This window comes from Streptomyces cyaneochromogenes (genome assembly GCF_003963535.1).
In the GTDB taxonomy this organism is placed as follows: Bacteria; Actinomycetota; Actinomycetes; order Streptomycetales; family Streptomycetaceae; genus Streptomyces; species Streptomyces shaanxiensis.
On record NZ_CP034539.1, the window covers coordinates 2,123,202 to 2,148,796 of the forward strand.

At 71.8% G+C, this 25,595-nt stretch carries 22 protein-coding genes and 1 tRNA gene; 11 read left to right on the top strand and 12 right to left on the bottom strand.

The window, feature by feature from the left end:
* The first annotated feature begins 77 nt into the window (after positions 1–77).
* A complete protein-coding gene (locus EJ357_RS09345) occupies positions 78–749 on the top strand; it encodes a FadR/GntR family transcriptional regulator (protein WP_126390488.1) in 672 nt (223 codons plus the stop codon).
* A 154-nt stretch (positions 750–903) separates the two neighbouring features.
* Complete coding sequence (locus EJ357_RS09350; protein WP_126390490.1) at positions 904–1,833, top strand: PAC2 family protein; 930 nt, start codon at positions 904–906, stop codon at positions 1,831–1,833.
* Between the two features lie 75 nt (positions 1,834–1,908).
* On the opposite strand, the gene EJ357_RS09355 is transcribed toward EJ357_RS09350, so the two are convergent.
* Complete coding sequence (locus EJ357_RS09355) at positions 1,909–2,892, bottom strand: SMP-30/gluconolactonase/LRE family protein (RefSeq protein ID WP_126390492.1); 984 nt, start codon at positions 2,890–2,892, stop codon at positions 1,909–1,911.
* A 312-nt stretch (positions 2,893–3,204) separates the two neighbouring features.
* Here EJ357_RS09355 and EJ357_RS09360 point away from each other — a divergent pair, with 312 nt between their 5' ends.
* Positions 3,205–4,926, top strand: a complete 1,722-nt coding sequence (locus EJ357_RS09360; protein WP_126390494.1) for a S8 family peptidase — start codon at positions 3,205–3,207, stop codon at positions 4,924–4,926.
* A gap of 14 nt (positions 4,927–4,940) precedes the next feature.
* Here EJ357_RS09360 and EJ357_RS49230 read toward each other — a convergent pair whose 3' ends face one another.
* Positions 4,941–5,351: a hypothetical protein gene (locus tag EJ357_RS49230; RefSeq protein WP_228473017.1), complete on the bottom strand. Its 411-nt coding sequence runs from the start codon at positions 5,349–5,351 to the stop codon at positions 4,941–4,943.
* Between EJ357_RS49230 and EJ357_RS49235 the strand changes: the two genes are divergently transcribed.
* Positions 5,307–5,582: a hypothetical protein gene (locus tag EJ357_RS49235; protein WP_228473018.1), complete on the top strand. Its 276-nt coding sequence runs from the start codon at positions 5,307–5,309 to the stop codon at positions 5,580–5,582. The two genes, EJ357_RS49230 and EJ357_RS49235, sit on opposite strands and share 45 nt — an antisense overlap.
* A gap of 110 nt (positions 5,583–5,692) precedes the next feature.
* On the opposite strand, the gene mshC is transcribed toward EJ357_RS49235, so the two are convergent.
* The 4 genes from mshC to EJ357_RS09385 all read right to left on the bottom strand — a co-directional run bounded on the left by mshC (position 5,693) and on the right by EJ357_RS09385 (position 9,198).
* Positions 5,693–6,922: a cysteine--1-D-myo-inosityl 2-amino-2-deoxy-alpha-D-glucopyranoside ligase gene (mshC, locus tag EJ357_RS09370; protein WP_126390497.1), complete on the bottom strand. Its 1,230-nt coding sequence runs from the start codon at positions 6,920–6,922 to the stop codon at positions 5,693–5,695.
* Positions 6,923–7,034: 112 nt separating this feature from the next.
* Positions 7,035–7,853 (bottom strand): SCO1664 family protein, encoded by an 819-nt coding sequence (locus tag EJ357_RS09375; RefSeq protein WP_126390498.1) that lies wholly within the window; start codon positions 7,851–7,853, stop codon positions 7,035–7,037.
* Positions 7,817–8,407, bottom strand: coding sequence for a DUF3090 domain-containing protein (locus EJ357_RS09380; RefSeq protein WP_126390499.1), 591 nt, complete (start codon positions 8,405–8,407; stop codon positions 7,817–7,819). The genes EJ357_RS09375 and EJ357_RS09380 overlap by 37 nt, the downstream gene beginning before the upstream one ends.
* Positions 8,408–8,511: 104 nt before the next feature.
* Complete coding sequence (locus EJ357_RS09385; protein ID WP_126390500.1) at positions 8,512–9,198, bottom strand: histidine phosphatase family protein; 687 nt, start codon at positions 9,196–9,198, stop codon at positions 8,512–8,514.
* 62 nt (positions 9,199–9,260) lie between these two features.
* Here EJ357_RS09385 and EJ357_RS09390 point away from each other — a divergent pair, with 62 nt between their 5' ends.
* A complete protein-coding gene (locus EJ357_RS09390) occupies positions 9,261–10,259 on the top strand; it encodes a magnesium and cobalt transport protein CorA (protein ID WP_175647347.1) in 999 nt (332 codons plus the stop codon).
* 37 nt (positions 10,260–10,296) lie between these two features.
* Here EJ357_RS09390 and EJ357_RS09395 read toward each other — a convergent pair whose 3' ends face one another.
* Positions 10,297–11,085 (bottom strand): ferritin-like domain-containing protein, encoded by a 789-nt coding sequence (locus EJ357_RS09395; protein WP_126390501.1) that lies wholly within the window; start codon positions 11,083–11,085, stop codon positions 10,297–10,299.
* Positions 11,086–11,348: 263 nt separating this feature from the next.
* Positions 11,349–12,404, bottom strand: coding sequence for an LLM class F420-dependent oxidoreductase (locus tag EJ357_RS09400; protein ID WP_126390502.1), 1,056 nt, complete (start codon positions 12,402–12,404; stop codon positions 11,349–11,351).
* Positions 12,405–12,590: 186 nt separating this feature from the next.
* Here EJ357_RS09400 and EJ357_RS09405 point away from each other — a divergent pair, with 186 nt between their 5' ends.
* Both EJ357_RS09405 and EJ357_RS09410 read left to right on the top strand, forming a co-directional pair.
* Positions 12,591–13,574, top strand: a complete 984-nt coding sequence (locus EJ357_RS09405) for an aldo/keto reductase (RefSeq protein WP_126390503.1) — start codon at positions 12,591–12,593, stop codon at positions 13,572–13,574.
* Positions 13,571–15,805, top strand: coding sequence for a helix-hairpin-helix domain-containing protein (locus EJ357_RS09410; protein ID WP_126390504.1), 2,235 nt, complete (start codon positions 13,571–13,573; stop codon positions 15,803–15,805). The genes EJ357_RS09405 and EJ357_RS09410 overlap by 4 nt, the downstream gene beginning before the upstream one ends.
* Before the next feature lie 229 nt (positions 15,806–16,034).
* Here the strand turns inward: EJ357_RS09410 and EJ357_RS09415 are convergent, their stop codons facing one another.
* A complete protein-coding gene (locus tag EJ357_RS09415) occupies positions 16,035–16,712 on the bottom strand; it encodes a hypothetical protein (RefSeq protein ID WP_126390505.1) in 678 nt (225 codons plus the stop codon).
* A 47-nt stretch (positions 16,713–16,759) separates the two neighbouring features.
* Here EJ357_RS09415 and EJ357_RS09420 point away from each other — a divergent pair, with 47 nt between their 5' ends.
* Positions 16,760–16,948: a DUF5703 family protein gene (locus tag EJ357_RS09420; RefSeq protein WP_030053310.1), complete on the top strand. Its 189-nt coding sequence runs from the start codon at positions 16,760–16,762 to the stop codon at positions 16,946–16,948.
* 107 nt (positions 16,949–17,055) lie between these two features.
* On the opposite strand, the gene EJ357_RS50490 is transcribed toward EJ357_RS09420, so the two are convergent.
* The 3 genes from EJ357_RS50490 to EJ357_RS09435 form a co-directional block, all read right to left on the bottom strand.
* The gene (locus tag EJ357_RS50490; RefSeq protein ID WP_126390506.1) at positions 17,056–17,898 is read right to left on the bottom strand and encodes a chaplin; all 843 of its coding nucleotides are present in this window, start codon (positions 17,896–17,898) and stop codon (positions 17,056–17,058) included.
* A 144-nt stretch (positions 17,899–18,042) separates the two neighbouring features.
* Positions 18,043–18,276 carry a chaplin ChpH gene (chpH, locus tag EJ357_RS09430; RefSeq protein WP_048584573.1) on the bottom strand — a complete coding sequence of 78 codons (234 nt, stop codon included), beginning with the start codon at positions 18,274–18,276 and terminating at the stop codon, positions 18,043–18,045.
* A gap of 157 nt (positions 18,277–18,433) precedes the next feature.
* Positions 18,434–19,759 carry a M20/M25/M40 family metallo-hydrolase gene (locus EJ357_RS09435; RefSeq protein ID WP_126390507.1) on the bottom strand — a complete coding sequence of 442 codons (1,326 nt, stop codon included), beginning with the start codon at positions 19,757–19,759 and terminating at the stop codon, positions 18,434–18,436.
* A gap of 189 nt (positions 19,760–19,948) precedes the next feature.
* Between EJ357_RS09435 and EJ357_RS09440 the strand changes: the two genes are divergently transcribed.
* The 3 genes from EJ357_RS09440 to EJ357_RS09450 all read left to right on the top strand — a co-directional run bounded on the left by EJ357_RS09440 (position 19,949) and on the right by EJ357_RS09450 (position 25,589).
* A tRNA-Leu gene (locus EJ357_RS09440) sits at positions 19,949–20,033 on the top strand.
* A 268-nt stretch (positions 20,034–20,301) separates the two neighbouring features.
* Positions 20,302–24,168 carry a Pls/PosA family non-ribosomal peptide synthetase gene (locus tag EJ357_RS09445; RefSeq protein WP_126390508.1) on the top strand — a complete coding sequence of 1,289 codons (3,867 nt, stop codon included), beginning with the start codon at positions 20,302–20,304 and terminating at the stop codon, positions 24,166–24,168.
* A gap of 77 nt (positions 24,169–24,245) precedes the next feature.
* The gene (locus tag EJ357_RS09450) at positions 24,246–25,589 is read left to right on the top strand and encodes a M1 family metallopeptidase (RefSeq protein WP_126390510.1); all 1,344 of its coding nucleotides are present in this window, start codon (positions 24,246–24,248) and stop codon (positions 25,587–25,589) included.
* Positions 25,590–25,595 lie beyond the last annotated feature (6 nt).

The following is a 25,595-nucleotide window of genomic DNA, read 5'->3' on the forward strand; positions in this document are numbered from 1 at the left end:
CGGATGAGACATCGGATGTCTTGCGCGACGCCTTACCGGCACCGTGCGGGACATCGTGAACGACTGGGAGGCGGGCCATGGCTGTCACCGACGAGGCGATCGAGAGGATCAAGGGCATGATCGTCTCCGGCGCGCTGCGCCCCGGCGACCGGCTCCCCAAGGAGAGCGAGCTCGCCGCCGAGCTGGGGCTGTCCCGCAATTCCCTGCGGGAGGCCGTGCGGGCCCTGTCGCTGATCCGGATCCTGGACGTACGGCAGGGCGACGGCACCTACGTCACGAGCCTCGACCCGCAGCTGCTGCTGGAGGCGCTGAGCTTCGTCGTCGACTTCCACCGCGACGACACGGTGCTGGAGTTCCTCGCGGTGCGCCGGATCCTGGAGCCGGCCGCCACGGCGATGGCCGCGTCCCGGATCAGCGAGCAGCAACTGGACGCGCTGGCGAACCAGTTGGACAAGCTCGGCACCGATCCGTCGGTGGAGGAACTCGTCGCCTGCGACCTGGAGTTCCACCGGGGCATCGTGCAGAGCTCCGGGAACTCGGTGCTGTGCTCGCTCCTCGACGGGCTCTCGGGACCGACGACGCGGGCGCGCATCTGGCGGGGGCTGACCCAGGAGGACGCGGTCAGCCGGACCCTGCACGAGCACCGGGCGATCCTGGCGGCGCTGCGGGACCGGGACGAGGAGGCGGCGCGGTCCTGGGCGACGGTGCACATCGCGAGCGTGGAGCAGTGGTTGCGGTCGACGCTGTGAGTCCCCGATACAGCTCGGATGACTGTGGGGTGTTCCGGGGTGGTGATCGGGGCAGTGATCCGTTCACTCCCCCGTGCAAGGGGGCTGCGGGCGCCCCCGCCGCACGCCGTAAGGTTGGGTGGTCAAGCGAGGGCACGTCGGAAGGAGGCACTGGGTGATCGAGCTCGAGGGGGTTCCCGAGCTGATCGACCCGGTCATGGTGGCCGCGTTCGAGGGCTGGAACGATGCCGGCGACGCCGCCTCCACCGCGGTCGCGCATCTGGACAGGGAGTGGAAGGGCGAGGTGTTCGCGGCGCTGGACGCCGAGGACTACTACGACTTCCAGGTGAACCGCCCCACGGTGTGGATGGACGACGGAGTGCGCAAGATCACGTGGCCGACGACAAGGCTGTCCGTCGTCCGCGTCGGTGGTGAGAAGCCGCGCGATCTCGTACTCGTCCGAGGGATCGAACCGTCCATGCGGTGGCGCTCGTTCTGCAACGAGCTGCTCGGCTTCGCGCACGAACTGGGCGTGGAGCTGGTGGTCATCCTGGGCGCCCTGCTCGGTGACACCCCGCACACGCGTCCGGTCCCGATCAGCGGGACGACGTCCGACGCGGACCTGGCCCGGCGTATGGACCTGGAGGAGACCAAGTACGAGGGCCCCACGGGCATCGTCGGCGTCCTCCAGGAGGCGTGCACGCACGCCGGCGTCCCGGCGGTGTCGCTGTGGGCCGCCGTACCGCACTACGTCTCGCAGCCGCCCAACCCGAAGGCGACGCTGGCCCTGCTCAACCGCCTGGAGGACCTGATCGACGTGCGCATCCCGCTGGGCGAGCTGCCCGAGGACGCGCGCGCCTGGCAGGTCGGCGTGGACCAGCTGGCCGCCGAGGACAGCGAGGTCGCGGAGTACGTGCAGACGCTGGAGGAGGCCCGGGACACCGCGGAGCTGCCGGAGGCGTCGGGCGAGGCGATCGCCCGCGAGTTCGAGCGGTATCTGCGGCGCCGGGACGGCGGCCCGTCGGCCGACGACCGTACGCGCCCGCCGATGCCGCCGAAGCCTGGGGGCACCAAGGACGAGGACGAGGACTCGTCGGAGGACTGAGTCCCTGAGGGGCTGGCAGAGGGCGGTGCGCCGAGCTGCGCACCGCCCTCTGCTGTCCCACGCGTCACCTGGGTGTCAGGCGGGCACCAAGATCACGTCGTACGTCGTCTGCGGCGTCGGCGTCGTCGTGAAGCGCGCGTTGGGCAGGTAGAGCCGGCCCTTGTACGCGGCCACGGTGGTCGGCACGTCGAAGAGCGGGTCGGTGACACGGCGCTGGAAGACGCCGCTGCGGCCGTCCGCGGCGAGCCTGAACACGTCGATCGCGTTCTGCCGGTTCTGGACGACGTACAGCGTCCGCCCGCTCAGCAGCAGCCCGTCGCCGTTGGTGAGCGGGGCCGCGTCGCCGAGGTCGACGAGCCGGGTGACGCCGGTGCGCGGGTTCACGCGGTGCAGACCGCCGACCCCGGACTGCACGACGAGGAGCGCCGAGCCGTCGGGGGTGGCCGTGATGCCGTTGGCGTTGACGACCTCGCCGGAGACCTGGCTCCAGTCGCCGCTCAGGGTGATCCTCACGACGTCGTCCGCGTCCGGCAGTTCGCCGTGCCGGCCGAGCGGCAGGGCGTACAGCGCGGGCTGGAAGGAGTCGGTGAACCAGGCCGTGCGCGGGGTCAGGAACACGTCGTTGGCGAAGGTCGGGGTCGCCGTGGTGAGGACGTACGAGGCGAGGACCTCGCCGGTGCGGGCGTCCACGACCCGGGCGCCCTGACCGCGTCCGGCGACGAACAGGCGTCCCTGGTGGTCGAGTTTGAGGCCGACCGAGGGTGTGCCGGGCCCGGCCGAGATGATGCCGCCCGCGCCGGTGCGCAGGTCCGCGCGGTAGATCGAGCCGTCGCCGAGCGAGCCGAGGTAGGCGTACGGTCCGCCGCCGATGGTGATGCCCTCCGGGCGGAAGCCGTTCGGGAGGTGGATCACGGTCGGCTGGGTCTTCTCGGTCACCGCCGCCGCGGCGGCGGAGGTGCCGGCGGACCCGGCGAGCACGGCGCCGGCGGTGGCGGCACCGGCCGCGAGGAGTCTGCGGCGGGTGAGGTGAGGTGCGAAGGAGCGGTGTTCGGGGGCCACTGTGCGTCCTTCCGCGAACGGGGACCGCCCGTCGGCTGGTCCAACGGTCAACTGTCTCCTCCACCCCATCACATGCCGGCCGTCTCCGCAGCAGCGGACAGCCCCTCGACAGCGACTGGACAGCATCCGGCCCGATTATGGCGTGACATCTCTTTCAGGCCGGATTGCACACGTTGCCCAATTCAACTTGATTTCAAACCGAGTTGGCGAAAGCGGTCTGGACGGACGGGGCCGCGCGTGCTTGGTTGTCCACCGAAGGCGCGCCGCACCACCCGCACTTGGTACCCGCAGGACCGAAGGGAGCGGCAGACGATGACCGACCAGGCACAACCGGCGCAGGGCCCGGGAGCGTCCGGGCCGGGGCCCGACGGAGCGGGATTCACCTATCGAGGAGCCGAGCGGGAACTGATCGTCGTCGCCCGCCCCGAGGCTCGGCTGCGCGCCCAGACCGAGGGCGTGCGGTCGGTGGCGGGCGCCGACGTCTCGGCCCTCAACATGTTCCTCAGTGACGAACAACTTGCGCTGGAGCCGCTGTTCGGCAGCGAGGAGCGACTCCAGCAGGCCGCCGGCACGGACGACGTGCCCGACCTCGCGCTCTTCTACCGGGTGCGCGGCGGGGAACGCCGTGCCGAGGAGCTCAGGGCACGCATCGCCGCGCTGCCGGGGATCGACACGGCATATGTGAAGCCGGGCGCGGTTCCCGCCTCGATCGGGCAGGTCGGGGAGGGCGGGCGCCTGAAGGAGGGCGCGCCCGTCACGCCCGACTACAGCGGCCGGCAGGGCTATCTGCGGCCCGCGCCCGAGGGCGTCGACGCCCACTGGGCCTGGCAGCGGCCCGGCGGCGCCGGTCAGGGCGTGACCGTGATCGACGTGGAGGGCTCCTGGCAGCTGGGCCATGAGGACCTGGCCGCCAAGCTGGCCGGCGTCGTCGTCGGCACCCCGCTGACCGACCTCGCCTGGCGCAACCACGGCACCGCCGTGATCGGCGTGATCGGCGGCGACCGCAACGAGTACGGCGTCACCGGCATCGTGCCGGAGACGGTGACCGCGGCCGCCTCCTTCCAGGGCATCGGCACGGCGGCCGCGATCCACGCGGCGGCCGACCGGCTGAGCCCCGGCGACATCGTGCTGATCGAACTCCACCGCCCGGGACCCCGGTTCGAGTACGCCGAGCGCGACGACCAGCGCGGCTACATCCCGCTCGAATGGTGGCCGGACGACCTGGCCGCCGTCCGCTACGCCACCGCCAGGGGCATCCTCGTGGTGGCGGCCGCGGGCAACGGCGCCGAGTCGCTCGACGACGCCGTCTACGAGCGGCGCCCGGACGGGTTCCCCGAGTCGTGGCGCAACCCGTTCAACCCGTCCAACCCGTCCTCCGACGCCGTCCTGGTCGGCGCGGGCGCCCCGCCGCCCGGCACGCACGGCCGCGACCACGGCCCCGACCGCTCACGGCTGGCGTTCTCCAACTACGGCGCCCGGGTGGACGCGCAGGGCTGGGGGCGCGAGGTGACGACGACCGGCGGCTTCTGGGACAAGCCCGGCGACCTGCAGGGCGGGCCCGAGGAGATCGCCTGGTACACCGACACGTTCTCGGGGACGTCCTCCGCCTCCCCCGTGGTGGTCGGCGCGCTGGCGGCGCTGCAGGGCATGCTCAAGGCCGCCGGCCAGCAGCCGATGTCCGCCGAGCGGGCGCGTGCGGTGCTGCGGGCGACGGGTTCCCCGCAGCAGGACGCGCCGGGCCGCCCCGCCTCCCAGCGGATCGGCAACCGGCCCGACATCAAGGCGGCGGTCACGTATCTGGTGCCGCAGGCGGTCGGCTCGGGCAAGGCCGAGCGGTACTGGGACGAGTTGCTGCCGTATCCGCGTGAACTTCCGCCCAGGCTCCGGCTGTTCGTGGCCGGCGACTGGCGGAACCTCAATCATCCGTCCCCCGAGATCCGCCAGGCGGTCCATACCGCCTTCGCGGGGGGACGGCCCGATGTCCGAGTGTGGTTCTCGGACGACGAGATCGTCGGCCTGGTCATCACCGGCTGACGCAGCCCATCACATCAAGGGAAGGTGACACCCGCATGAGCACCACCCCGCAGATGAGTCACATGGGACAACAGCTTGGCCAGCAGTTCCCGAGCACGTCTCCGTACCAGCAGCAGCCGTTCGGGCAACAGCAGCCGTTCGGGCAACAGCAGGGTTACGGCCAGCAGCAGGGCTACGGCCAGCAGCAGCCGTACGGCATGGGCGGCTCGCTGGAGCAGCTCCAGCAGCTCGGCCAGCAGCAGCCGTTCCAGCAGCTGCTGCAGCAGCTCGGGCAGCAGGGGGTCCAGGGGCTCCAGCAGCTCGGCCAGCAGCAGGGCTACGGGCAACCGCAGCAGGTCGACCAGCAGCAACAGCAGGCCGAGCAGCAGGTGCTGCAGCTGATGCAGCAGCTCACGCAGGCCGCGGTCCAGTCCGCCGTCCAGCACGCCCTGCAGTCCGGTGCCGCGAACGGCTATATCGACATCGTCCAGCCGCTGCCCGGGCAGCCGTCGCAGATCTACCTGCGCATCAACAACGTGTTCCGGGTCTTCAACAACCCGAACGCGCAGACCCACGACCAGGTCCAGGAGGCCTTCGCGTTCGGCCACCAGGTCATCGGCGTGTGGGACTCCAGCCAGCCGCTGGTCCTGCGGAGCATCCACATCCGCAAGATCTGACCGGCCCGTGCAGCACGGCGCATGAAGCACCGCGCATGAAACACAGCACATGAACCAAAGGGGTGCTTCCTCCCGCGGGGAGGAAGCACCCCTCTCTCGGTCCCGGATCCCTACAGGGCCACGCCCAGCAGCGCGTCCACCGCCCGCGACACGACACCCGGGGCACCCGTGTCGGTGCCGCCCCGCTCCTCCTGCGCGGCGACCCAGCGGTCGACCGCGGCGAGCGCGGCCGGGGCGTCCAGGTCGTTCGCGAGGGCCTCGCGGATCTCCTCGACGAGCGCCTCCGCGGACGGCCCGTCGGGCCGGGAGACCCCGGCACGCCAGCGGCCGAGGCGGGCGACGGCGTCCTCGAGCACCTGGTCGGTCCACTCCCAGTCGGCCCGGTAGTGGTGGGCGAGGAGCGCCAGCCGGATGGCGACCGGGTCGACACCGTCGCGGCGCAGCTGGGACACGAAGACCAGGTTGCCCTTGGACTTGGACATCTTCTCGCCGTGCAGGGCGACCATGCCGGCGTGGACGTAGGCCTTGGCCATGGGGAACTCGCCGGTCAGCACCTGGGCGTGCGAGGCGCCCATCTCGTGGTGCGGGAAGGCGAGGTCGGAGCCGCCGCCCTGGACGTCGAAGCCCATGCCGAGGTGGTCGAGGGCGATGGCGACGCACTCGATGTGCCAGCCGGGCCGGCCACGCCCGAGCGAACCGCCGTCCCAGCTGGGCTCGCCGGGCCGCGCCGCCATCCACAGCATCGGGTCGAGCGGGTTCTTCTTGCCGGGACGATCCGGGTCGCCGCCCCGCTCGGCGGACAGCAGCCGCATGGCGGCGGCGTCGAGGCCGGAGACCTTGCCGAAGTTCGGGTCGGCCTCGACGGAGAAGTAGATGTCCCCGTCGAGCTCGTACGCGGCGCCGGCGTCCCTGAGGCGCTCGACCAGCGGGACGATCCCGGGTATGGCCTCCACCGCACCGATGTAGTGCTGCGGCGGCAGCATCCGCAGGGCGGTCATGTCCTCACGGAAGAGCGCCGTCTCCTTCTCGGCGAGGGCGACCCAGTCGATGTCGTCGCGCTCGGCCCGCTCCAGCAGGGGATCGTCGACGTCGGTCACGTTCTGGACGTAGTGAACCTGCCGCTTCGTGTCGAGCCACACGCGCTGAACCAGGTCGAACGCGTTGTAGGTCGCCGCGTGACCCATGTGGGTCGCGTCGTACGGCGTGATGCCGCAGACATAGATACGGGCGACGGGACCGGGGTCGAGGGTGACCAGAGCGCCGGTCGCGGTGTCGTGGATCCTCAGGTCGCGGCCCTGACCAGGCAGGGCGGGGACCTCAGAAGCGGGCCAGGCATACATGTCATGAGCGTAACCGGACGGATGTTCCGTACACGAACCGGAGCGGGTCGGATGGCCGGTAAGGCGTTCTTGCGCGTCACCGGCCATTGTGCTTCCCGACGCCGGCGCCCCGCTAGACGGGCGGCCAGGGAATGGCGGGCCACTCCCCGCTCGGTTCCGGATGCCTCCCGGAGGCCAGCAGCGCCTCGACACGCGCGCGTGTGGCCGCCACCTCCGCGGCGGTGATCAGCCCGGCCAGGCGTACGGCGAGCTCACCGCCCTCCTTCAGGCCCTCCCGCAGGGTGCCGAGCGCCTCGACCGCCTCGGCCGTCAGCGGCTCTCCCGCCCAGCCCCACAGCAGCGTCCGGAGCTTGTTCTCGACGTTGAACGTGACGCCGTGGTCGATGCCGAACAGCCGGCCGGCCTCGGTGGGCAGCAGGTGGCCGCCCTTGCGGTCGGCGTTGTTGATCACGGCGTCCAGGAGGGCGAGCCGCCGCAGCCGCTGGTCGTCGGCGTGCACGAGCAGGGCGGTCTTCCCGTCGCCGACCTCGGCGAGACCGATCGCCTTCCAGCCGGGGCCGGGTTCCTCACCGTCCACCAGGGCGAGCAGTTCGGCCTCGGGCGCCGCCTCGATCCACAGCTGGACCATGCCCTCGCCGTACGGCCCGTCCCGCAGCACGGTCGGCGGGACGAGCCCCCAGCCGGTCGCCTCGGAGACCTCGTACGCGGCGACCTCGCGCTGTGCGAGCGTCCCGTCGGGAAAGTCCCACAGCGGCCGCTCACCGGCGACCGGCTTGTACACGCAGGATGCCTCCCGGCCGTCGTACACGACCGTGCAGAACAGCGCCGCGTTGGACGCCTCGCGGATGCGCCCGCGCACGGTCAGCTCGCCCTCGGCGAGCAGCTGCACCGAGGTCACGCTCCGCGGCGGTATCCGTTCTGGCGCGGACATACATGTCCTTCCGGGTCGAGCGGGAGGCTGCACAGCGGACACGGCGGCCGCCCGGCGTTGACGACATCGAGGGCACGCTTGGCGAAGGCCCGCGCCTGCGCGCCGGTGAGCCGGACCCGCAGCATCGGGGGGCCGTTCTCCTCGTCCTGGAGCAGCCGCTCCTCGGCCTCGGCGAGGTCCTCCTCGGAGTCCGCGTCGAGTTCCACGAGGGCCTGCGCCTCGACGATCATGCGCTGCTCCTCGCCGTCCCAGGCGAGCGCCATGGTGCCGACGCGGAACTCCTCCTCGATGGGGGTGTCCAGCGGGCCGGTGTCGGAAATCTCGCTGGGCGCCATGGCCGGGACGGCGGCACTGCCGCCGCTGCGCCGGACGACCTCGTCGAGCAGCTCGTCCATGCGCTCGGCGAGGGCGGCGACCTGGGTCTTCTCCAGGGCCACGCTGGTCACCCGGGCGCCTGCGGTGGCCTGGAGGAAGAACGTACGGCGTCCGGGTAGCCCGACCGTACCGGCCACGAAACGGTCCGGGGGGTCGTAGAGGAACACCTGACGGGACACGTCCTGTCTCCATTGGAATCGTGAGTACGGCGAAATCGTGGGTACGGCGAAATGCTGGGTACGGCGCTACTCCGACCGCTGCTTCACCCTACTGCGCCCGACGATCACGGTGCGCCCGCGCCGCCGCCGACCGTCGCGTCGCCGGTCGGCGGTTCCTCGCGCGGGGCGAGCGACGCGAAGTCCCCGGTGTCACCGAGGCGTACGAGGAACGGCCTCAGGCGTGTGTAACGGATCACGGTGATGGAACACGGTTCAACGGAAATCCTCTGGAAGAGGTCGAGATGAAGACCGAGGGCGTCCGCGACGAGGGACTTGATGATGTCGCCGTGCGAGCACATGAGGTACACGGCGTCGGCGCCGTGATCGCGCTCCACGCGCGCGTTCCACTCGCGTACGGCCTCGGCGGCCCGGGTCTGCATCGCCCGCATCGACTCCCCGCCGGGGAACGCGGCCGCCGACGGATGCGCCTGGACCACCTCCATCAGCGGCTCGTCCTTGAGCTCGGCGAGCTTGCGGCCGGACCAGTCGCCGTAGTGGCACTCCCCGATCCGTTCGTCGGTGTGCGCGGTGAGTCCGGGGCGGGCGTCCAGCAGCGGTCGGATCGTCTCCTGGCAGCGCTGCAGGGGGCTCGTGACGACCTCGGAGATCGGCAGCTCGGCGAGCCGGCCGGGCAGTGCGGCGGCCTGTGCGGCCCCGCGCTCGTCGAGGGCGACGCCGGGTGTCCACCCGGCGAGCAGTCCCTCGGTGTTGGCGGTGGAACGTCCGTGCCGGACCAGGATCAGCGTGGGCATGCGGCCCAGCGTAGGCGTACGACGGGGTGCGCTCGGGGCCGGGCGGCGGGAGAATACGCTCCGTGATCGTCGACTGCGCCATCTATCGCGACGGGCGCCGGACGCAGGGGCCGGACGACTTCTCCGACGCCCTCGATCTGTGCCGTCTGCAGAACGACGCGTTCGTCTGGATCGGCCTGTACGAGCCCACCGAGAAGGAGTTCGACCGGGTCACCGAGGAGTTCGGGCTGCACCCGCTGGCCGTGGAGGACGCCCTGAAGGCGCACCAGCGGCCCAAGCTGGAGGTGTACGACGACTCGCTCTTCATGGTCCTCAAGCCGGTCGGCTACGAGCCGAAGAGCGACATCGTCTCCGCCGGCGAGGTCATGGTCTTCATCGGCGACTCGTTCGTGGTGACCGTCCGGCACGGCGAGGAAGCGCCGCTCGGGGCGGTGCGGCGCCGGCTGGAGCACGAGCCCGAGATGCTCCGGCACGGCCCTACGGCGGTGCTGTACACGATCGCCGACGCCGTGGTCGACCACTACGTGGACGTGGCCGACGAGTTGGGCACCGACCTGGAGGAGCTGGAGGCGGACGTGTTCTCGCCGATCGGCGGCAGCTCCCGGCACACGGCGTCCCGCATCTACGCCTTCAAACGGCAGATCCTGGAGTTCCGCCGGGCCACCGGGCCGCTGGCGCAGCCGCTGACCCGGCTCGCGGGCACGGGCCTGTTCGGTGTGCGCGTGCCCTTCGTGCACGAGAAGGCGCAGCCCTTCTTCCGCGACGTGAGCGACCACCTCACGCGCGTGAACGAGGCGGTGGAGGGCCTGGACCGGCTGGTCTCCGACATCCTCGCGGCGCATCTGGCGCAGATGAGCGTGCGGCAGAACGACGACGTGCGGAAGATCTCGGCGTGGGCGGCCATGGCCGCGATCCCCACGATGATCGCGGGGATCTACGGGATGAACTTCGAGCACATGCCGGAGCTGCGCTGGGCCTGGTCGTATCCCCTGCTGATCGCGGGCATGGCCGCCGTCGAGGTGCTGCTGTACCGGTTGTTCAAGAGCCGGGGTTGGCTGTAGGGGCCCGTGGTGTCGCGGGGGCTCGTCGCAGGTGTCGTCAGGCGAACTCGGGCGCCGAGGTGGCCGGTCCGCCCAGGGCGTCGCGGCGTTCCGGCATCTTCAGGGACACCATGCGCCGCCAGCCCGCGAAGCGCTCCCAGGCGTACACGGCGTGGATGCCCGCGGCGAGCACGGCCGCCTTCGGCCGGGGCCAGCCGAGGATGCGGCCCATGTGGTCCATGACCGCGAGGCTCACGTCCCGGTAGATCCGGATCTCGGCGAGGGCGCACTCGCGCAGCGTCCGCTGGATGGCCCGGCCGTGCCCCTGGGCCGCGAAGCGCAGGAGTTCCTCGTGGCAGTAGGCGAGGTGGTTGTCCTCGTCGCCCGAGATCATCTTGACGGCGCGGCCGAGGTCGGGGTGGTCGGCGAAGTGTTTGCGCAGCAGGTCCATCTGCTCCGAGGCGCGCTGTTCGGTGACCCTGCTGTGCGACAGGTAGGTGACGATGTCCTGGACGGTGAGCTGTTCGTCGCTCTTGAGCTTGTCGTGCGCGAGGCCGATGCCGTGCTGCTCCAGCAGCATCGTGTAGTCGGTCTCGGGCGGGACGGGGACGGGTTCGAGGCCGCGCTTCTTCAGCAGGGCGTTGAAGATCCGCCCGTGCTTGTCCTCGTCCGCCCCGTGCCGGGTGATCTTGGGCGCGAGTGAGCGTTCGCTCTCCGGGACGAGCGCGGCGATGCGGGCGTTCTCCCAGCCGCCCTGGGACTCGCCGCTGGCGGCGATCGAGCAGAACAGGCGGAAGGACTCGTCGTTGTCGAGGATCTCCTGGAACAGACTCTTGGCCGAAAGCATCGTTGGGCACCTCTCTGCAGGACGCAGGACTCCGCAGGACTTCACGGGACTCCGCGGGATTCCGCAAAGAACGAGTCAAATGCGCTGAGAGAGGTGCTGCAACAGTAATGACGGACAACTCCGCCAAAAGAATGACCATCCAGGTCACGACAGGGGCGTAACCGCACGGGGCACGCGCGCGTTGTGCTGCGTGACGGCCGTGGCGGGGAAGACCCCCGAGCCCCCACCACGGCCGTGGAAAACTCCCGGTGATCCGCCCCTTGTCACGCCAGTCCGGCGCGCTCCAGGGCCTCGGTGCCGGCGCGGAGCGAGGCGAGTCGCTCGTCGAGCGTGAAGCCGGCCGGAGCGAGGCTGAGGGTGGTGACCCCGGCCGCCGCGTACTCCTTCATCCGGTCCGCGATGCGGTCCACGGAACCGAGCAGGGTCGTCTGGTCGATCAGCTCGTGCGGGATGGCGGCCGCGGCGCCCTGCTTGTCGCCCGACAGGTACTTCTCCTGGACCTCGGCGGCCGCGGCCTCGAACCCCATGCGCTGGGCGAGCTGGTTGTAGAAGTTCTGCTTGGCGCTGCCCATGCCGCCGACGTACAGCGCGGTGTAGGGGCGGAAGGTGTCGGAGAGCGTGGCCACGTCCTTGTCCTCGCCGACGGCCAGCGGAAGCGTCGGGCAGACGTCGAACCCGTCGAGGGTCTTGCCGGCCTTCTCGCGCCCCGCGCGCAGGTGCCGGATCGTGGTCTCCTCCAGGTGCTCGGCGGAGGGGAAGATCACGAGGGCGCCGTCGGCGATCTCGCCGGTCTGCTCGAGGTTCTTCGGGCCGATGGCGGCGATGTACAGCGGGATGTGCTCGCGCTGCGGGTGCACGGTCAGCTTGATCGGCTTGCCGGGGCCGCCGGGCAGCGGCAGCGTCCAGTGCTGCCCTTCGTACGACAGCCGCTCGCGCGTCATCGCCTTGCGCACGATCTCGACGTACTCACGCGTGCGTGCCAGCGGCTTGTCGAACTTGACGCCGTACCAGCCCTCGGAGACCTGCGGCCCGGAGACGCCGAGACCGAGGCGGAAGCGGCCGCCGGAGAGCGAGTCCAGGGTGGCGGCGGTCATCGCGGTCATCGCCGGCTGGCGGGCCGGGATCTGGAAGATGGCGGAGCCCACGTCGATGCGCTCGGTCTGGGCGGCGACCCAGGAGAGCACGGTGGCGGCGTCCGAGCCGTACGCCTCGGCGGCCCAGCACACGGCGTATCCCAGCCGGTCGGCCTCCTTCGCGACGGCGAGATTGTCCGCGTCCATTCCCGCGCCCCAGTAGCCGAGGTTGATCCCGAGCTGCATGGCGGATTCCCCTTACCGATCAGTAACGTCCCTTGTGGGCCCGACCATAGCGCGGGGGACCTCCCACGGGGAGGGCGATGTGGCGGGCGTCGCCCGGCCGGCCGTCGGTGTCGCCGGTCACCGTCCTGGAAACTGGTCATCCACAGGCCCCCACATGGCAGGTTCTGGCCAGTAATCTCGGCGTTCATGGAGCAGAGGCATCTCGGCCGCACCGGCCTTCGTGTGTCCCGGATCGGGCTCGGCACCCTCACCTGGGGCAGGGACACCGACGAGCACGACGCCGCGGACCTCTTGAAGACGTTCTGGGAGGCGGGCGGCACCCTCGTCGACACGGCCGACGTGTACGGCGACGGGGAGGCCGAGTACCTGCTCGGCCGGCTCATAGAAGGCCTGGTCCCGCGCCGGGACCTGGTGATCTCGACGAAGGCGGGCAGCGTGCCCGACCCGGACCGCCGCTTCGACGGCTCGCGCGGCCATCTGCTCTCCGCGCTGGACGCCTCGCTGGCCCGGCTCGGGACGGACTACGTCGACGTCTGGCACGTCCACGCCTACGACCCGTACACCCCGCTGGAGGAGACCCTCCAGGCCCTCGACCTGGCGGTCGGCAGCGGCCGCGCCCGCTATGCCGGCGTCTCCAACTTCTGCGGCTGGCAGCTCGCCAAGGCGGCGACGTGGCAGCTGGCGGCGCCGGGCACACGGACCCGGCTGGCGAGCACCCAGCTGGAGTACTCGCTGCTCCAGCGCGGTGTGGAGCGCGAGGTGCTGCCGGCCGCGCTGGATCTGGGCATCGGCCTGCTGCCGTCCTCGCCGCTGGGGCGCGGGGTGCTCACGGGCAAGTACCGCGACGCGACGCCGCCCGACTCGCGCGCCGCCTCGGACCATATGGCGCCCTTCGTCGAGCCGTACCTCGACGACACGGCGAGCCGCATCGTGGACGCCGTGCAGACAGCGGCCGACGGGCTGGCCGTGACCCCGCTCCAGGTCGCCCTCGCCTGGGTCCGCGACCGGCCCGGCGTGGCCGCACCGGTGATAGGCGCGCGCAACGCACAGCAGCTCACGGCGGCATTGTCAGTGGAGGCCCTTAGTCTTCCTGACGAGATCTGCCGGGCGCTCGACGACGTGTCAGCGCCCGTGCACCGCTATCCCGATCACGACTGGAGCACGCTGTGACCACGGAGCCGCCCGAGACCACGGAGGAAACCGAGCCGGGGACCCCGCAGAGCGGGGCGCCGTCGGACGGGGTCGCACGGTCGTACGACGAGGGCGGGGCCGGCCGGGCCGGGGACGAGGAGGGGGCGCTTCCCGGGGCCGAGTCGCCGGCCGGTGACAGCGAGACCGCGGCCGCGGCCTCCACGGCCGATGACGGCACCGGCGACACCGCCTCCCAGAAGTCCGAGGCCGAGGCCGAGCTGGCCGCTCAGCGGGTCGAGCGGGAGCGCATCGAGCGGCGCAAGGCCGAGCGGAACGGGCCCATCGAGAGCGGGACCAAGCTCAGCGGAAAGGCCGCCGATCTGCTCGCGGCCGTACGGGCCGTGGAGGGCGGCGCGAAGCCCGCGGCCACCGTCTTCAGCGAGCCGGAGCCACCGCGCCGCCCCGCCCCGGAGCCGGTACGCCGGCCACAGCCCGCGATGACGGCCGACGCACCCGCCGCCCCCGCACCGCTGACCGTCGACTCCGTACGCCGGGTACTGACCGAGGGCGGCGCACCGGAGACCCTCGCCCCGCAGGCGGCCGCCGCACTCGGCGAGGGTGCGAGCGACCAACTGCGCGCGGACCCCTGGCAGTTGCTGCGTATCGGTGGCGTACGACCGGAGCAGGCCGACGGGTTCGCGCGGGCCCTGCTCGGCGCGGAGTGCGCACCGGACGACGAGCGGCGCGGCCGGGCGGTCACCGTCTGGCTCCTGGAACAGGCGGCCCTGGCCGGGCACACGGCCCTGGAACTGCCGACGCTCACCGCGGCACTGGCCCAGCGGGGGGTGCCGGACGCCGATACGGCCGTACAGAACACCCTGGCCGAGGGCGAGGCCCTGGCCTTCCAGGACGCCCTGGACGAGCCCGGCGCCCCGGCCCGGCGGGACGACGAGGAGGCGGAGGGCGAGGAGCGGCCCGTCCGTGTGCTCGTCGGCCTGGAGCGGTACGCCCTCGCGGAGGAGAGCCTCGCCGACGGACTGGCCCGTCTGATCAACTCGGCGCCGAAGCAGGACGGTTCGGCCGAGGCGTGGGAGCGGGCGGCGGCCGCCGCGGGTTCCGCCGGCGAGCTGATCCGCGCGGTCGCGGCACACGGCCTGGTCCTGCACACCGGCGGCGAGGCGTCGCTGGCCGAACCGGCGGCACTGCTGCAGGCGGCTCGGGCTCTCGGCCTGCGGGCCTGGGCGGCCGCCCACAGCCCTCAGGGACGGGGGCGCTTCTCGGCACTGCTGGGCGAGGGCGAGCGGTCCGAGGTGCCCGGCGTCGCCACCGTGGCCGGGCTGCTCTCCGGTGCGGAAGGGCCCGGGCGGGACGTGGACGGCGCGCTCGATCTCGATCTGCTCGTCGTGCTCGACGCGCCGCAGCTGGACGTCGAGGCGGCGGCGCTGCTCACGGAGTCGCTGCCCGACGGGGCGCGGCTGGTGCTGGCCGGGGATCCGGCGCTGCTGTGGTCGGCGGGGCCCGGTCGGGTGTTCGCCGACCTGCTGGCGGCACGGATCTGCCCGCAGATCGCCTCACGGCGGCCGGATCCCGGCCCGCTGGGCGAGCTGGTGTCCGGTATCGGCATCGGCGAGCTGAACCAGGTCGAGGCCCCCGGCAAGGAGGTCGTGATCGTTCCCGTGCGGGACGCCGGCGAGGCCGTGCACCGCACCGTGCAGCTCGTCGCCGACTCGGTGCCGCGCGCGCTCGGTGTCCCCGCCGAGCAGACCCAGGTGATCACGCCGGGCCACGGCGGCGCGGCCGGCACCCGCGCCCTCAACGCCGCCCTCAAGGAGCGGCTCAACCCAGGCCCCGGCCGCTTCGGCGGCTTCGACCCCGGTGACCGCGTCGCCTACTCCCCCGCCCCGGGCCGCATGGTGCCGGGCCAGGTGGTGAAGGCCGACGCCGAGGGACTGCATCTGTCCTGCGCGGGCGAGTCCGTGGTCGTACCGAAGGAACGGGTGGAGCAGTCCGTACGCCACGGCTGGGCCCTGACCGCGCACCAGGCGGTGGGCGCCCGCTGGCCCGCGGCGGTCGTCGTCCTCCCCGGCGACGCGGCCCAGGCCCTCACCCGCCCCTGGGTCTACACGGCCTTCAGCCGCGCCGACCGCCACCTCTCGGTGGTCCACGGCGCGGAACAGGCCCTCCCCCGAGCGGTCACAGAAACCCCGCCGAAGCCACGCACGACCCGCCTCCCGGCCCTGCTCAAACCACAGGCGCCGAAGACGGACTGACCGATCCGCTCCAGGAAGCAGCAGGGCAGCCAACCCCAAAGGGGCGCGGGGCTGTATCAATTTGCGGCTCCGCCGCGCGGGCGCGACCAGCCGACCACGGGCGGCAGCCGCACACTCACCGCAGGCACCACTGCGGGACCGCGTCACACAGCACGTCGGCGGCGGTCACGGACAATTTCCGTGACCGCCGCCGACCCAACAGCCCGCGCAGCCCGCGGCAGCGAACCCGCTAGCGCTCCGCGTCCAACGGCTCCAGATCCTCGTCCAACCCGGCGTCGACCTCGTCGCGGTCGTCGAGATCGTCGTCCTCGTCGTCGAACACCGCACTGACGTCGAACCGGCAGACCACCTGCTGCGGGTCGACCCCCTCGAAGGGCATCTCCAGCCACTCCCCCGGGTCGGCCGACTCGTCCGCGGCGGTCACCCAGAGCGTGGAGTCGCCCTCCTCCAGGCCGAACTCCTTGTGCCGGGAGGCGATCTCGTCCGGTTCGAACTCACCGAACAGAACGCCCAGCGCCCCGTGCACCGTGCCGGCGGCCTCCGCGCTCTCGTCGTCGTCCGCCGCCTCGACCCGCTGGGCCTGCGCCAGCAGCCGCTGCGGCTCCACCACGGCGTAGTCGCGGCGGATCAGCACGCTCAGCGCGTTCGGTTCCTCGGGGCCCGTGTACGGGGGCAGCGCGTCCTCCGTACCGGGGATCTCGAAGGGAGTGACCTCGTCGTAGCGGTCGTAGAGCAGCTCGTCGTAGACCTCGGCGGCCGCGGCCAGCTGGTTGAACGCCTCGTAGACGGCAGGGTCGTCCTCACCCGACCGGTGTTCGACCGCGGCCAGATGACGGTCGAGCGCGGTCTTGACCGCCTCGGCGGCGGCGCGTACCTCGGCAGCGGTGGGCTGCACAGCATCAGACATAGTGCAGACGCTATCCGTACCGGGCCCCAGCCCGCACAATAGATGCGATGCCGGAATACGAATTTGTCGACGTGTACGTACCGCGCGGGGTCTCCCGCAAGGACGCCACACGCCTGCTGACGGACCATGCCGAGTACGGACACTGGGAGTTGGACCGCCTGAGCCTGCTGCGTGACGGCAGCCGCAAGGTGCGGCTGCGCCGCAGGATCATCCGCCAGGTGCGGGCCACGTGGTGAGCTGAGGCGACAGGAAGACCGCAGACAGGAACAGCGGGAGAACGACAGCACAGAACGGAGCGGGCCCCCTCGACGGGGCCCGCTCCGTTCGTGCCGGAGACCGCGACCTACGCCGAGGCCCGCGCCTTGCGGTACATCACCGCGCCCGCGAGCAACGCCCCCGCGCCGACCGGCAGGGTCAGGCCCAGCGGCAGGTCACTGCCGGTCTGGGCGAGCTGCCCGTCGCCCTGGGGCTGGGTGAGGCCCTGGGTGCCGGGGTGGTTGCCGTTCGAGGAGCCGCCGTCCGGCGTGACACCGCCCGTGCCGGGCGGTGTGCTCGGGGTGCCGGGGTGGTTCGGCTCTTCCGGGTTCTGCGGGCTCCCGGGGTTACCGGGGTTTCCGGGGTTGCCCGGGTTTCCGGGGTTGCCCGGGTTTCCGGGGTTACCCGGCTCATCAGGGTTTCCGGGGTTGCCCGGATTTCCGGGATTGCCCGGCTGCTCCGGCGTACCGGGCGGATTCTCGTGGCCGCCGCCACCGCCGTTGTTGCCGCAGTCGTTGTCCTCGGCGGAGTTGCCGATGCCGATGACGTCGACGGTGTTGCCGCACACGTTGACCGGCGCATGGATCGGCGCCTCCACGTGGTTGCCGGATCCGACGCCGGGCGAGTCACTGGCGTGCCCGTCGGCCGACGCCCCTCCGCCGCCCTGGGAGCCGCCGTGGCCGCCGCCCTGGTTGGTACAGCTGTTGCCGATCGCCGGGTTGAGCACCCCGACGATGTTGACCGTATTGCCGCAGACGTTGACCGGCGCGTGCACCGGCGCCTGCACCGTGTTGCCCGACAGCACGCCGGGCGAGTTCGAGGCGCCGCCGTTCGCGCCCGCGCCGGTGGCGTGAGCGGTGCCGCCCGCGGCGGCGATGACGCCGGTCGCGGCCGCCACGGTCAGCAGGCCCTTGCGGGTGACCTGTCGCATTGCTGATTCCCTGCCTTCGACCTTGTTCCGAGAAGACGGCGCCGGAATGGCCCGACGCCGCCGAAAGGCCGGTCGGCCCCGGAGCGCATGGCGTGCGCTCCGGGGCCGACGGGCTCAGCCCCTTTCACGGGGCGAGGCGCAGCGTCACTTGTTGATGCAGGTGTTGCCGAAGGCGGGGTTCAGCAGCCCGATCACCGAGATCGTGTTGCCGCAGACGTTCACGGGGACGTGAATCGGCGCCTGAACGACGTTGCCGGACAGGACACCCGGGGAGTGCACCGCAGCACCCTGGGCACCGGAGTCGGCGACAGCGAGGCCCGCGCCCGCGAGAACCAGGCCACCAGTGGCAGCCGCAGCGGCGACGACCTTCTTGATCATTATTCCTCCTTGTTGGCAATGCGATCACAAGTAGCTGATCGCATCACCTGTAACGAGGAGGAACTAATAGGGCTACGACCTGATGAGCGCGTTCACCCTCCCCAGCCATGCCCAGCACGTCTGGTCGAATTCTGAAGTGTCGTTTCAGTGGTCCAATTCAGGACGCATCGATGAATCGGTCGAGAACCCGCACCCCGAATTGCAGCCCGTCCACCGGTACCCGCTCGTCGACACCGTGGAACATGCCCGCGAAGTCCAGCTCCGGCGGCAGCTTCAGCGGCGCGAAGCCGAAGCCCCGGATGCCCAGGTCGTCGAAGGACTTGGCGTCGGTCCCGCCGGAGAGCATGTAGGGGATCGCCTTGGCCGCCGGGTCCTCGGCCACCAGCGCGGACTGCATCGCCGCCACGAGCGCCCCGTCGAAGCCCGTCTCGACGGCCTTGTCGGCGTGCACGTCCTCGCGCCGCACGTTCGGCCCGAGGATCTTGTCGAGGTCGGCGAGGAACTCCTCCTCGAATCCGGGCAGGAAGCGGCCGTCGACGTGCGCGGTGGCCTCGCCCGGGATGACGTTGACCTTGTAGCCGGCGCCGAGCTGCGTGGGGTTGGCCGTGTTGCTGAGGGTCGCGCCGATGAGCTTGGCGATGCCGCCGAGCTTGGCGAGGGTGCCCTCCATGTTCTCCGGGTCGAGTTCGGTGCCGAGGGCGTCGCCGAGCTCGTCGAGGAAGGCCCGGGTGGTCTTGGTGACCCGCACCGGGAACTTGTGCCGGCCCAGCCGCGCGACGGCCTCCGACAGCTCGGTGATCGCGTTGTCGCGGTGGATCATCGACCCGTGCCCTGCCGTACCGGCCACGGTCAGCTTCATCCAGTGCATGCCCTTCTCGGCCGTCTGGATCAGATAGAGCCGCCGCTCCTCACTCACCGTGAAGGAGAACCCGCCCACCTCACTGATCGCCTCGGTGACGCCCTCGAAGAGGTCGGGGTGCTTGTCGACGAGGAACCGGGCTCCGTACTTGCCGCCGGCCTCCTCGTCGGCGAGGAAGGCGAGCACGATGTCGCGCGGCGGCTTGCGCCCGCTGCGCAGCCGGTCGCGCACGACCGCCAGGGTCATCGCGTCCATGTCCTTCATGTCGACGGCCCCGCGTCCCCACACGCACCCGTCCGCGACCTCGCCGGAGAAGGGGTGGTGGGTCCAGTCGTCGGCGTTGGCCGGTACGACGTCGGTGTGCCCGTGGATGAGCAGCGCCGGCCGCGACGGGTCCTCCCCCTCGATCCGCGCCACGGTGGAGGCGCGGCCCGGGTGCGACTCGAAGATCTTCGGTTCGAGCCCCACCTCGGCGAGCTTCTCGGCGACGTACTCGGCCGCCTTGCGCTCACCGGGACCGGAGTGGTCGCCGTAGTTGCTGGTGTCGATCTGGATCAGCTCGCGACAGAGGTCCACGACCTCGTTCTCGCCGGTGACGCCCCTGGCCGTGTCCGTATCGCTCACGCTGCTTCCTCCCGCGCTGTCACTGCTGGTGGTTCCCCTCATCCTCCCCCTCCGCCCGGCCCCGCCCAAGACCGGCCGCACCCCGTCACACACCGTTCACGCCACGACGGGGGGTGATCGGGGCACCCTCCGAAGCCTGGTAATGTTTCCTCTGTCGCCGCGAGGGAAACCCCGCACGACAGACACCTTGTCCGGGTGGCGGAATGGCAGACGCGCTAGCTTGAGGTGCTAGTGCCCTTTATCGGGCGTGGGGGTTCAAGTCCCCCCTCGGACACACGAAACAGCAAGGGCCGTGACCATGAGTCACGGCCCTTGTTCGTTGTGTGGGGGAAGTCTCGTTCCGTCGAAGATCACCAGGTCAGGGCCTGTCCCCCAGCCTCCGCGCCACCCCGAACGACTGCTCCGGGTGGCGGACCGAGAGGCGCGAACCTAGCGTCGTACTAAAATTTCCGGCTTGTTACGGAGTCGGGTCGGACAACCCCAGGCATACCTGCGGGCCCGCCGGCGCCCCGGAGCTTCCGGGATCGAGACGCGAGGACCGGATGGCAGCCATACACGAGAGCAGTGCTCTCGGCCTGCTCGACGAAGAGCTGAGCGCGGAGATCCATCAGCAGTTCGGTGACAGGGCACGCTTCTCCGGGGGCCCCGCGGCCTCCCCCCGCACGCTCGTCGACGTCTTCGAGGCGTCCGTGCGGTCGTATCCGGACGAGCCCGCCCTGGACGACGGCGCGACGTGTCTGACCTACCGTGCGCTGGCCGTCGAGGTGGAGCGGCTGCGGCGCGCGCTGGCCGCGGCGGGGGTCGGGCTCGGTGACCGGGTCGGGGTCAGGGTTCCGTCCGGCACCAATGACCTCTATGTCGCGATCCTCGCGGTGCTCGCGGCCGGTGCCGCCTACGTTCCCGTCGACGCCGAGGACCCGGACGAGCGGGCCGAGCTGGTGTTCGGGGAGGCGGACGTACGGGCCGTGGTGGGGGCCGGCCACGAGCTGGTCGTCAACGGCCGCAGCGATGTGCCCGCCGCGCGGCCCGGTGTCGAGCACGACGCGTGGATCATCTTCACGTCCGGCTCCACCGGGAAGCCGAAGGGCGTCGCCGTCTCGCACCGCAGTGCCGCCGCGTTCGTGGACGCCGAGGCCGCGCTGTTCCTCACCGAGGAGCCGATCGGGCCCGGGGACCGCGTCATGGCGGGGCTGTCGGTCGCGTTCGACGCGTCCTGCGAGGAGATGTGGCTGGCGTGGCGGTACGGGGCCTGTCTGGTGCCGGTGCCGCGTTCGCAGGTCAGGAGCGGGGCCGATCTGGGGCCCTGGCTGGTCGAGCAGGAGATCACGGTCGTGTCGACCGTGCCCACGCTGGCCGCGCTCTGGGAGCCCGAGACCCTCAATGACGTACGGCTGCTGATCTTCGGCGGTGAGGCCTGCCCGCCCGAGCTGGCGCAGCGGTTGGTGACGGAGGGGCGCGAGGTCTGGAACACCTACGGGCCGACCGAGGCGACCGTCGTCGCCTGTGCCTCGCTGCTGGGCGGCGAGGAGCCGATCCGGATCGGGCTGCCGCTGGACGGCTGGGAGCTGGCCGTCGTCGACGAGGCCGGGGAGCCGGTGCCGATGGGCGCCAGCGGGCAGCTGGTGATCGGCGGGGTCGGGCTCGCGCGGTATCTCGACGCCGAGAAGGACGCGGAGAAGTACGCGCCGCTTCAGTCGCTGGGCTGGGAGCGGGCGTACCGCAGTGGTGACCTCGTCAAGGCGGAGCCCGAGGGTCTGGTCTTCCTCGGGCGGGCCGACGAGCAGATCAAGCTCGGCGGGCGGCGGATCGAGCTCGGTGAGGTGGACGCCGCGTTGCAGGCGCTGCCCGGTGTGGCCGGTGCGGCCGCCGCCGTGCGGACCGCGCGCAGCGGCAATCAGCTGCTCGTCGGGTACGTCGTCACTCAGGACGGCTGGGATCAGGCGGCGGCGGTCGAGAAACTGCGGGCGGAACTGCCCGCCGCGCTCGTGCCGCTGCTCGCGCCGGTCGACGAGCTGCCGACCCGGACGTCGGGCAAGGTGGACCGCAATGCGCTGCCCTGGCCGCTGGAGGGGCTGGAGACCGGTGGGCCGGCCGAGCAGCTCTACGGCACCGAGGCCTGGCTCGCCGAGCAGTGGACCGAGGTGCTCGGCATCCCGGTCACCGGCGCCTCCGATGACTTCTTCGCGATCGGCGGCAGCAGTCTGGCCGCCGCTCAGCTGACGACGCGGCTGCGGACCCGCTATCCGAGCGCGGCCGTGCTGGACATCTACCAGCAGCCGGTGCTGCGCAAGCTGGCCCGGCGGCTGGAGGAGTCCGCGCACGACGACGGGGCGGAGAGGTTCGTCGAGCCGGTGCCCCGGCGTGCGCAGGTGGTTCAGCTGCTGCTCCTCGTTCCGCTGTTCACGCTGCTGGGCCTGCGCTGGACGGTCGCTTTGGCCGCGCTCGGCAATCTGCTGCCCGCCTACGCCTGGCTGCCGACGGCTCCCTGGTGGCTCGTCGCGGTCGGGGCCGTGGTGCTGTTCAGCCCGCCGGGGCGGCTCGCGCTGGCCGCCGGTGGCGCGCGGCTGCTGCTGAAGGGCGTCAAGCCCGGGCGGTACGCGCGCGGTGGCGGCGTGCATCTGCGGCTGTGGACGGCCGAGCGGCTCGCCGAGTTCAGCGGGGCGACCTCGCTGACCGGGGCCTGGCTGGAACGGTACGCGCGGGCGCTGGGCGCCAAGGTCGGGCCGGACGTCGATCTGCACTCGCTGCCGCCGGTCACCGGGCTGCTGAAGCTGGGCCGGGGCGCGGCCGTGGAGTCCGAGGTCGACCTGTCCGGGTACTGGCTGGACGGTGACCGGCTGGAGATCGGCGCGATCAAGGTCGGCGCGCATGCCACCGTCGGTACCCGCAGCATGCTCTTCCCGGGTGCCCGCGTCGGCAAGCGGGCCGAGGTGGCGCCCGGCTCGGCGGTCACCGGGCAGGTCCCGACCGGCCAGCGCTGGGCCGGGGCGCCCGCGGTCAAGCTCGGCAAGGCCAAGCGCAACTGGCCCAAGGAGCGGCCGCGGCGCGGGACGTACTGGCGTGTGATGTACGGCCTCACGGGCTTCGCACTGACCGCGCTTCCCGTGCTGGCCGGTGCGGCCGCGTTCCTCGTGGCCCAGGTGTTCTACACCCCGCACGCGCCCCTGGCGGGCGCCGCGCTGGCCCTCGTACCGGCGACGCTCGCCTTCGGGCTGGCGTACGCCGTGCTGCTCCTGGTCTCCGTGCGGCTGCTCAGCCTGGGGCTGCGGGAGGGGACGTATCCGACGCACAGCCGGGTCGGCTGGCAGGCGTGGACCGTGACGCAGCTGATGGACCGCTCGCGCGAGACGCTGTTCCCGCTGTACGCGGGACTGGTCACGCCGGTGTGGCTGCGGCTGCTCGGGATGCGGATCGGCAAGGGCGCCGAGGTGTCGACCGTGTTGGCGCTGCCCAGCCTGACCACGGTCGGCGAAGGGGCCTTCCTGGCCGACGACACGCTGACCGCGCCGTACGAGCTCGGTGGCGGCTGGATGCGCATCGGGCGGGCGGAGATCGGGCGGCGGGCCTTCCTCGGAAACTCGGGGATGACGGCGCCCGGGCGGACCGTGCCGGACGGCGGACTGGTCGGTGTGCTGTCGGCGACGCCGAAGAAGGCCAAGAAGGGCACGTCGTACCTGGGGCTGCCGCCGGTGAAGCTGCCGCGCAGTGCCGCCGACGGTGACCAGAGCCGGACGTACGATCCGCCGGCCCGGCTGCTGTGGGCACGCGGCCTGGTGGAGCTGTGCCGGATCGTGCCCGTGTTCTGCTCGGCGGGGGTCGCGGTGCTGACCGTGGCGGCGCTGTGTGTGCTGGGCGGCTGGGCGCCGGTGCTGTCCGGGCTGGTGCTGCTCGGGGCCGGGGCCGCGGCGGGGCTCGTGTCGATCGTCGCGAAGTGGCTGCTGGTGGGGCGGCATCACAGCGGGGAGCATCCGCTGTGGTCGTCCTTCGTGTGGCGCAACGAGCTGGCGGACACCTTCGTCGAGGTGCTCGCGGTGCCGTGGCTGGCGGGTTCGGTGCCGGGTACGCCGGTGATGACGGCGTGGCTGCGCGGGCTCGGCGCGCGGATCGGCAAGGGCGTGTGGGTCGACAGCTACTGGCTGCCGGAGACCGATCTGGTGACCCTGGAGGACGCCTCCACCGTGAACCGGGGCTGTGTGCTCCAGACACACCTCTTCCACGACCGGATCTTGCGGACGGATACTGTGGTTCTCCGTGAGGGCGCGACGCTGGGTCCTGGCGGGATCGTTCTGCCCGGCAGCGCGATCGGGGCCCGCACGACGCTGGGTCCCGCGTCGCTCGTGATGGCGGCGGAATCGGTCCCCGACGACACCCGCTGGCTCGGCAATCCGATCGAGGCATGGCGTCCCTGAGCGCGGCCCACTGGGGGCCGGAGAGCGGTGGGCCGGCACGGAGTGGCAGCAGTACGGCGCAGGGAGCACAGACAGCAGTGGCAGTTCAGCAGGCGGCGGGCGCGGACCCGTACTTCCCGGAGCACGGCGACTCCCGGTACCGGGTGCACCGGTACGAGCTCGCGCTGGACTACCGCCCGGGCCCGAACCGGCTGTCGGGGACGGCCCGGATCAACGCGATCGCGGGGCGCTCGCCGCTGGCCGAGTTCGTGCTGAACCTGGCCGACTTCAAGATCGGGCGGGTCCGCGTCGACGGACGGCAGCCGCACTACACGCACCGCGGCGGCAGGCTGCGCGTCCGCCCCGCCAAGCCGATCCGCGCCGGGGCGGCCTTCACGGTCGAGGTGCACTGGTCGGGCAACCCCAGGCCGGTGAACAGCCCCTGGGGCGGGCTCGGTTGGGAGGAGCTGGAGGACGGGGCGCTGGTGGCGAGCCAGCCGATCGGGGCGCCGTCCTGGTACCCGTGCAACGACCGGCCGGCGGACAAGGCGTCGTACCAGATCTCGATCACCACGCCCTCCTCGTACGCGGTGGTGGCGGGCGGGCGCCTGCTGACCCGGACGACGAAGGCGTCCACGACGACCTGGGTGTACGAGCAGTCGGCGCCGACGTCCAGCTATCTGGTCGGGCTGTCGATCGGCAAGTACCAGACCGTGCTGCTGGGCGACCCGGGCCTGGGCGGCGTACCGCAGCACGGGCACATTCCCGCGCATCTGCTCGGCGACTTCTCGCGGGACTTCGCCCGCCAGCCGCAGATGATGGAGGTCTTCCAGGAGCTGTTCGGACCGTACCCGTTCGACGAGTACGCGGTCGTGGTGACCGAGGAGGAGCTCGATGTGCCCGTCGAGGCACAGGGGTTGTCGCTGTTCGGCGCCAACCACGTGGACGGGGCGCGGGGTTCGGAGCGGCTGGTCGCGCACGAGCTCGCGCACCAGTGGTTCGGCAACAGCGTGTCCATCGCGGACTGGCGGCACATCTGGCTGAACGAGGGGTTCGCGAAGTACGCGGAGTGGCTGTGGTCGGAGCGGTCGGGCGGACGTACGGCCCAGCAACTCGCCGCCGCCGCACACCGGTTGCTGTCGACGCTGCCGCAGGATCTGCGGCTGGCGGACCCGGGGCGCAAGTCGATGTTCGACGACCGGTTGTACGAACGTGGCGGGCTGGTCCTGCACGCGGTGCGCTGCGCGCTGGGCGACATCGCCTTCTTCCGGATGCTGCGCGGCTGGGGGCAGCTGAACCGCAACGGCACGGTGACGACCAAGGCGTTCGCCGGACACGTGGCCCGCTTCACGAGCGAGCCGGTGGACGAGCTGTTCGAGGCGTGGGTGTACGGGGCGGCGCTGCCGCCGTTGCCCGGGGCGCAGACGCGGGCGGCCGTCTAGACCTGG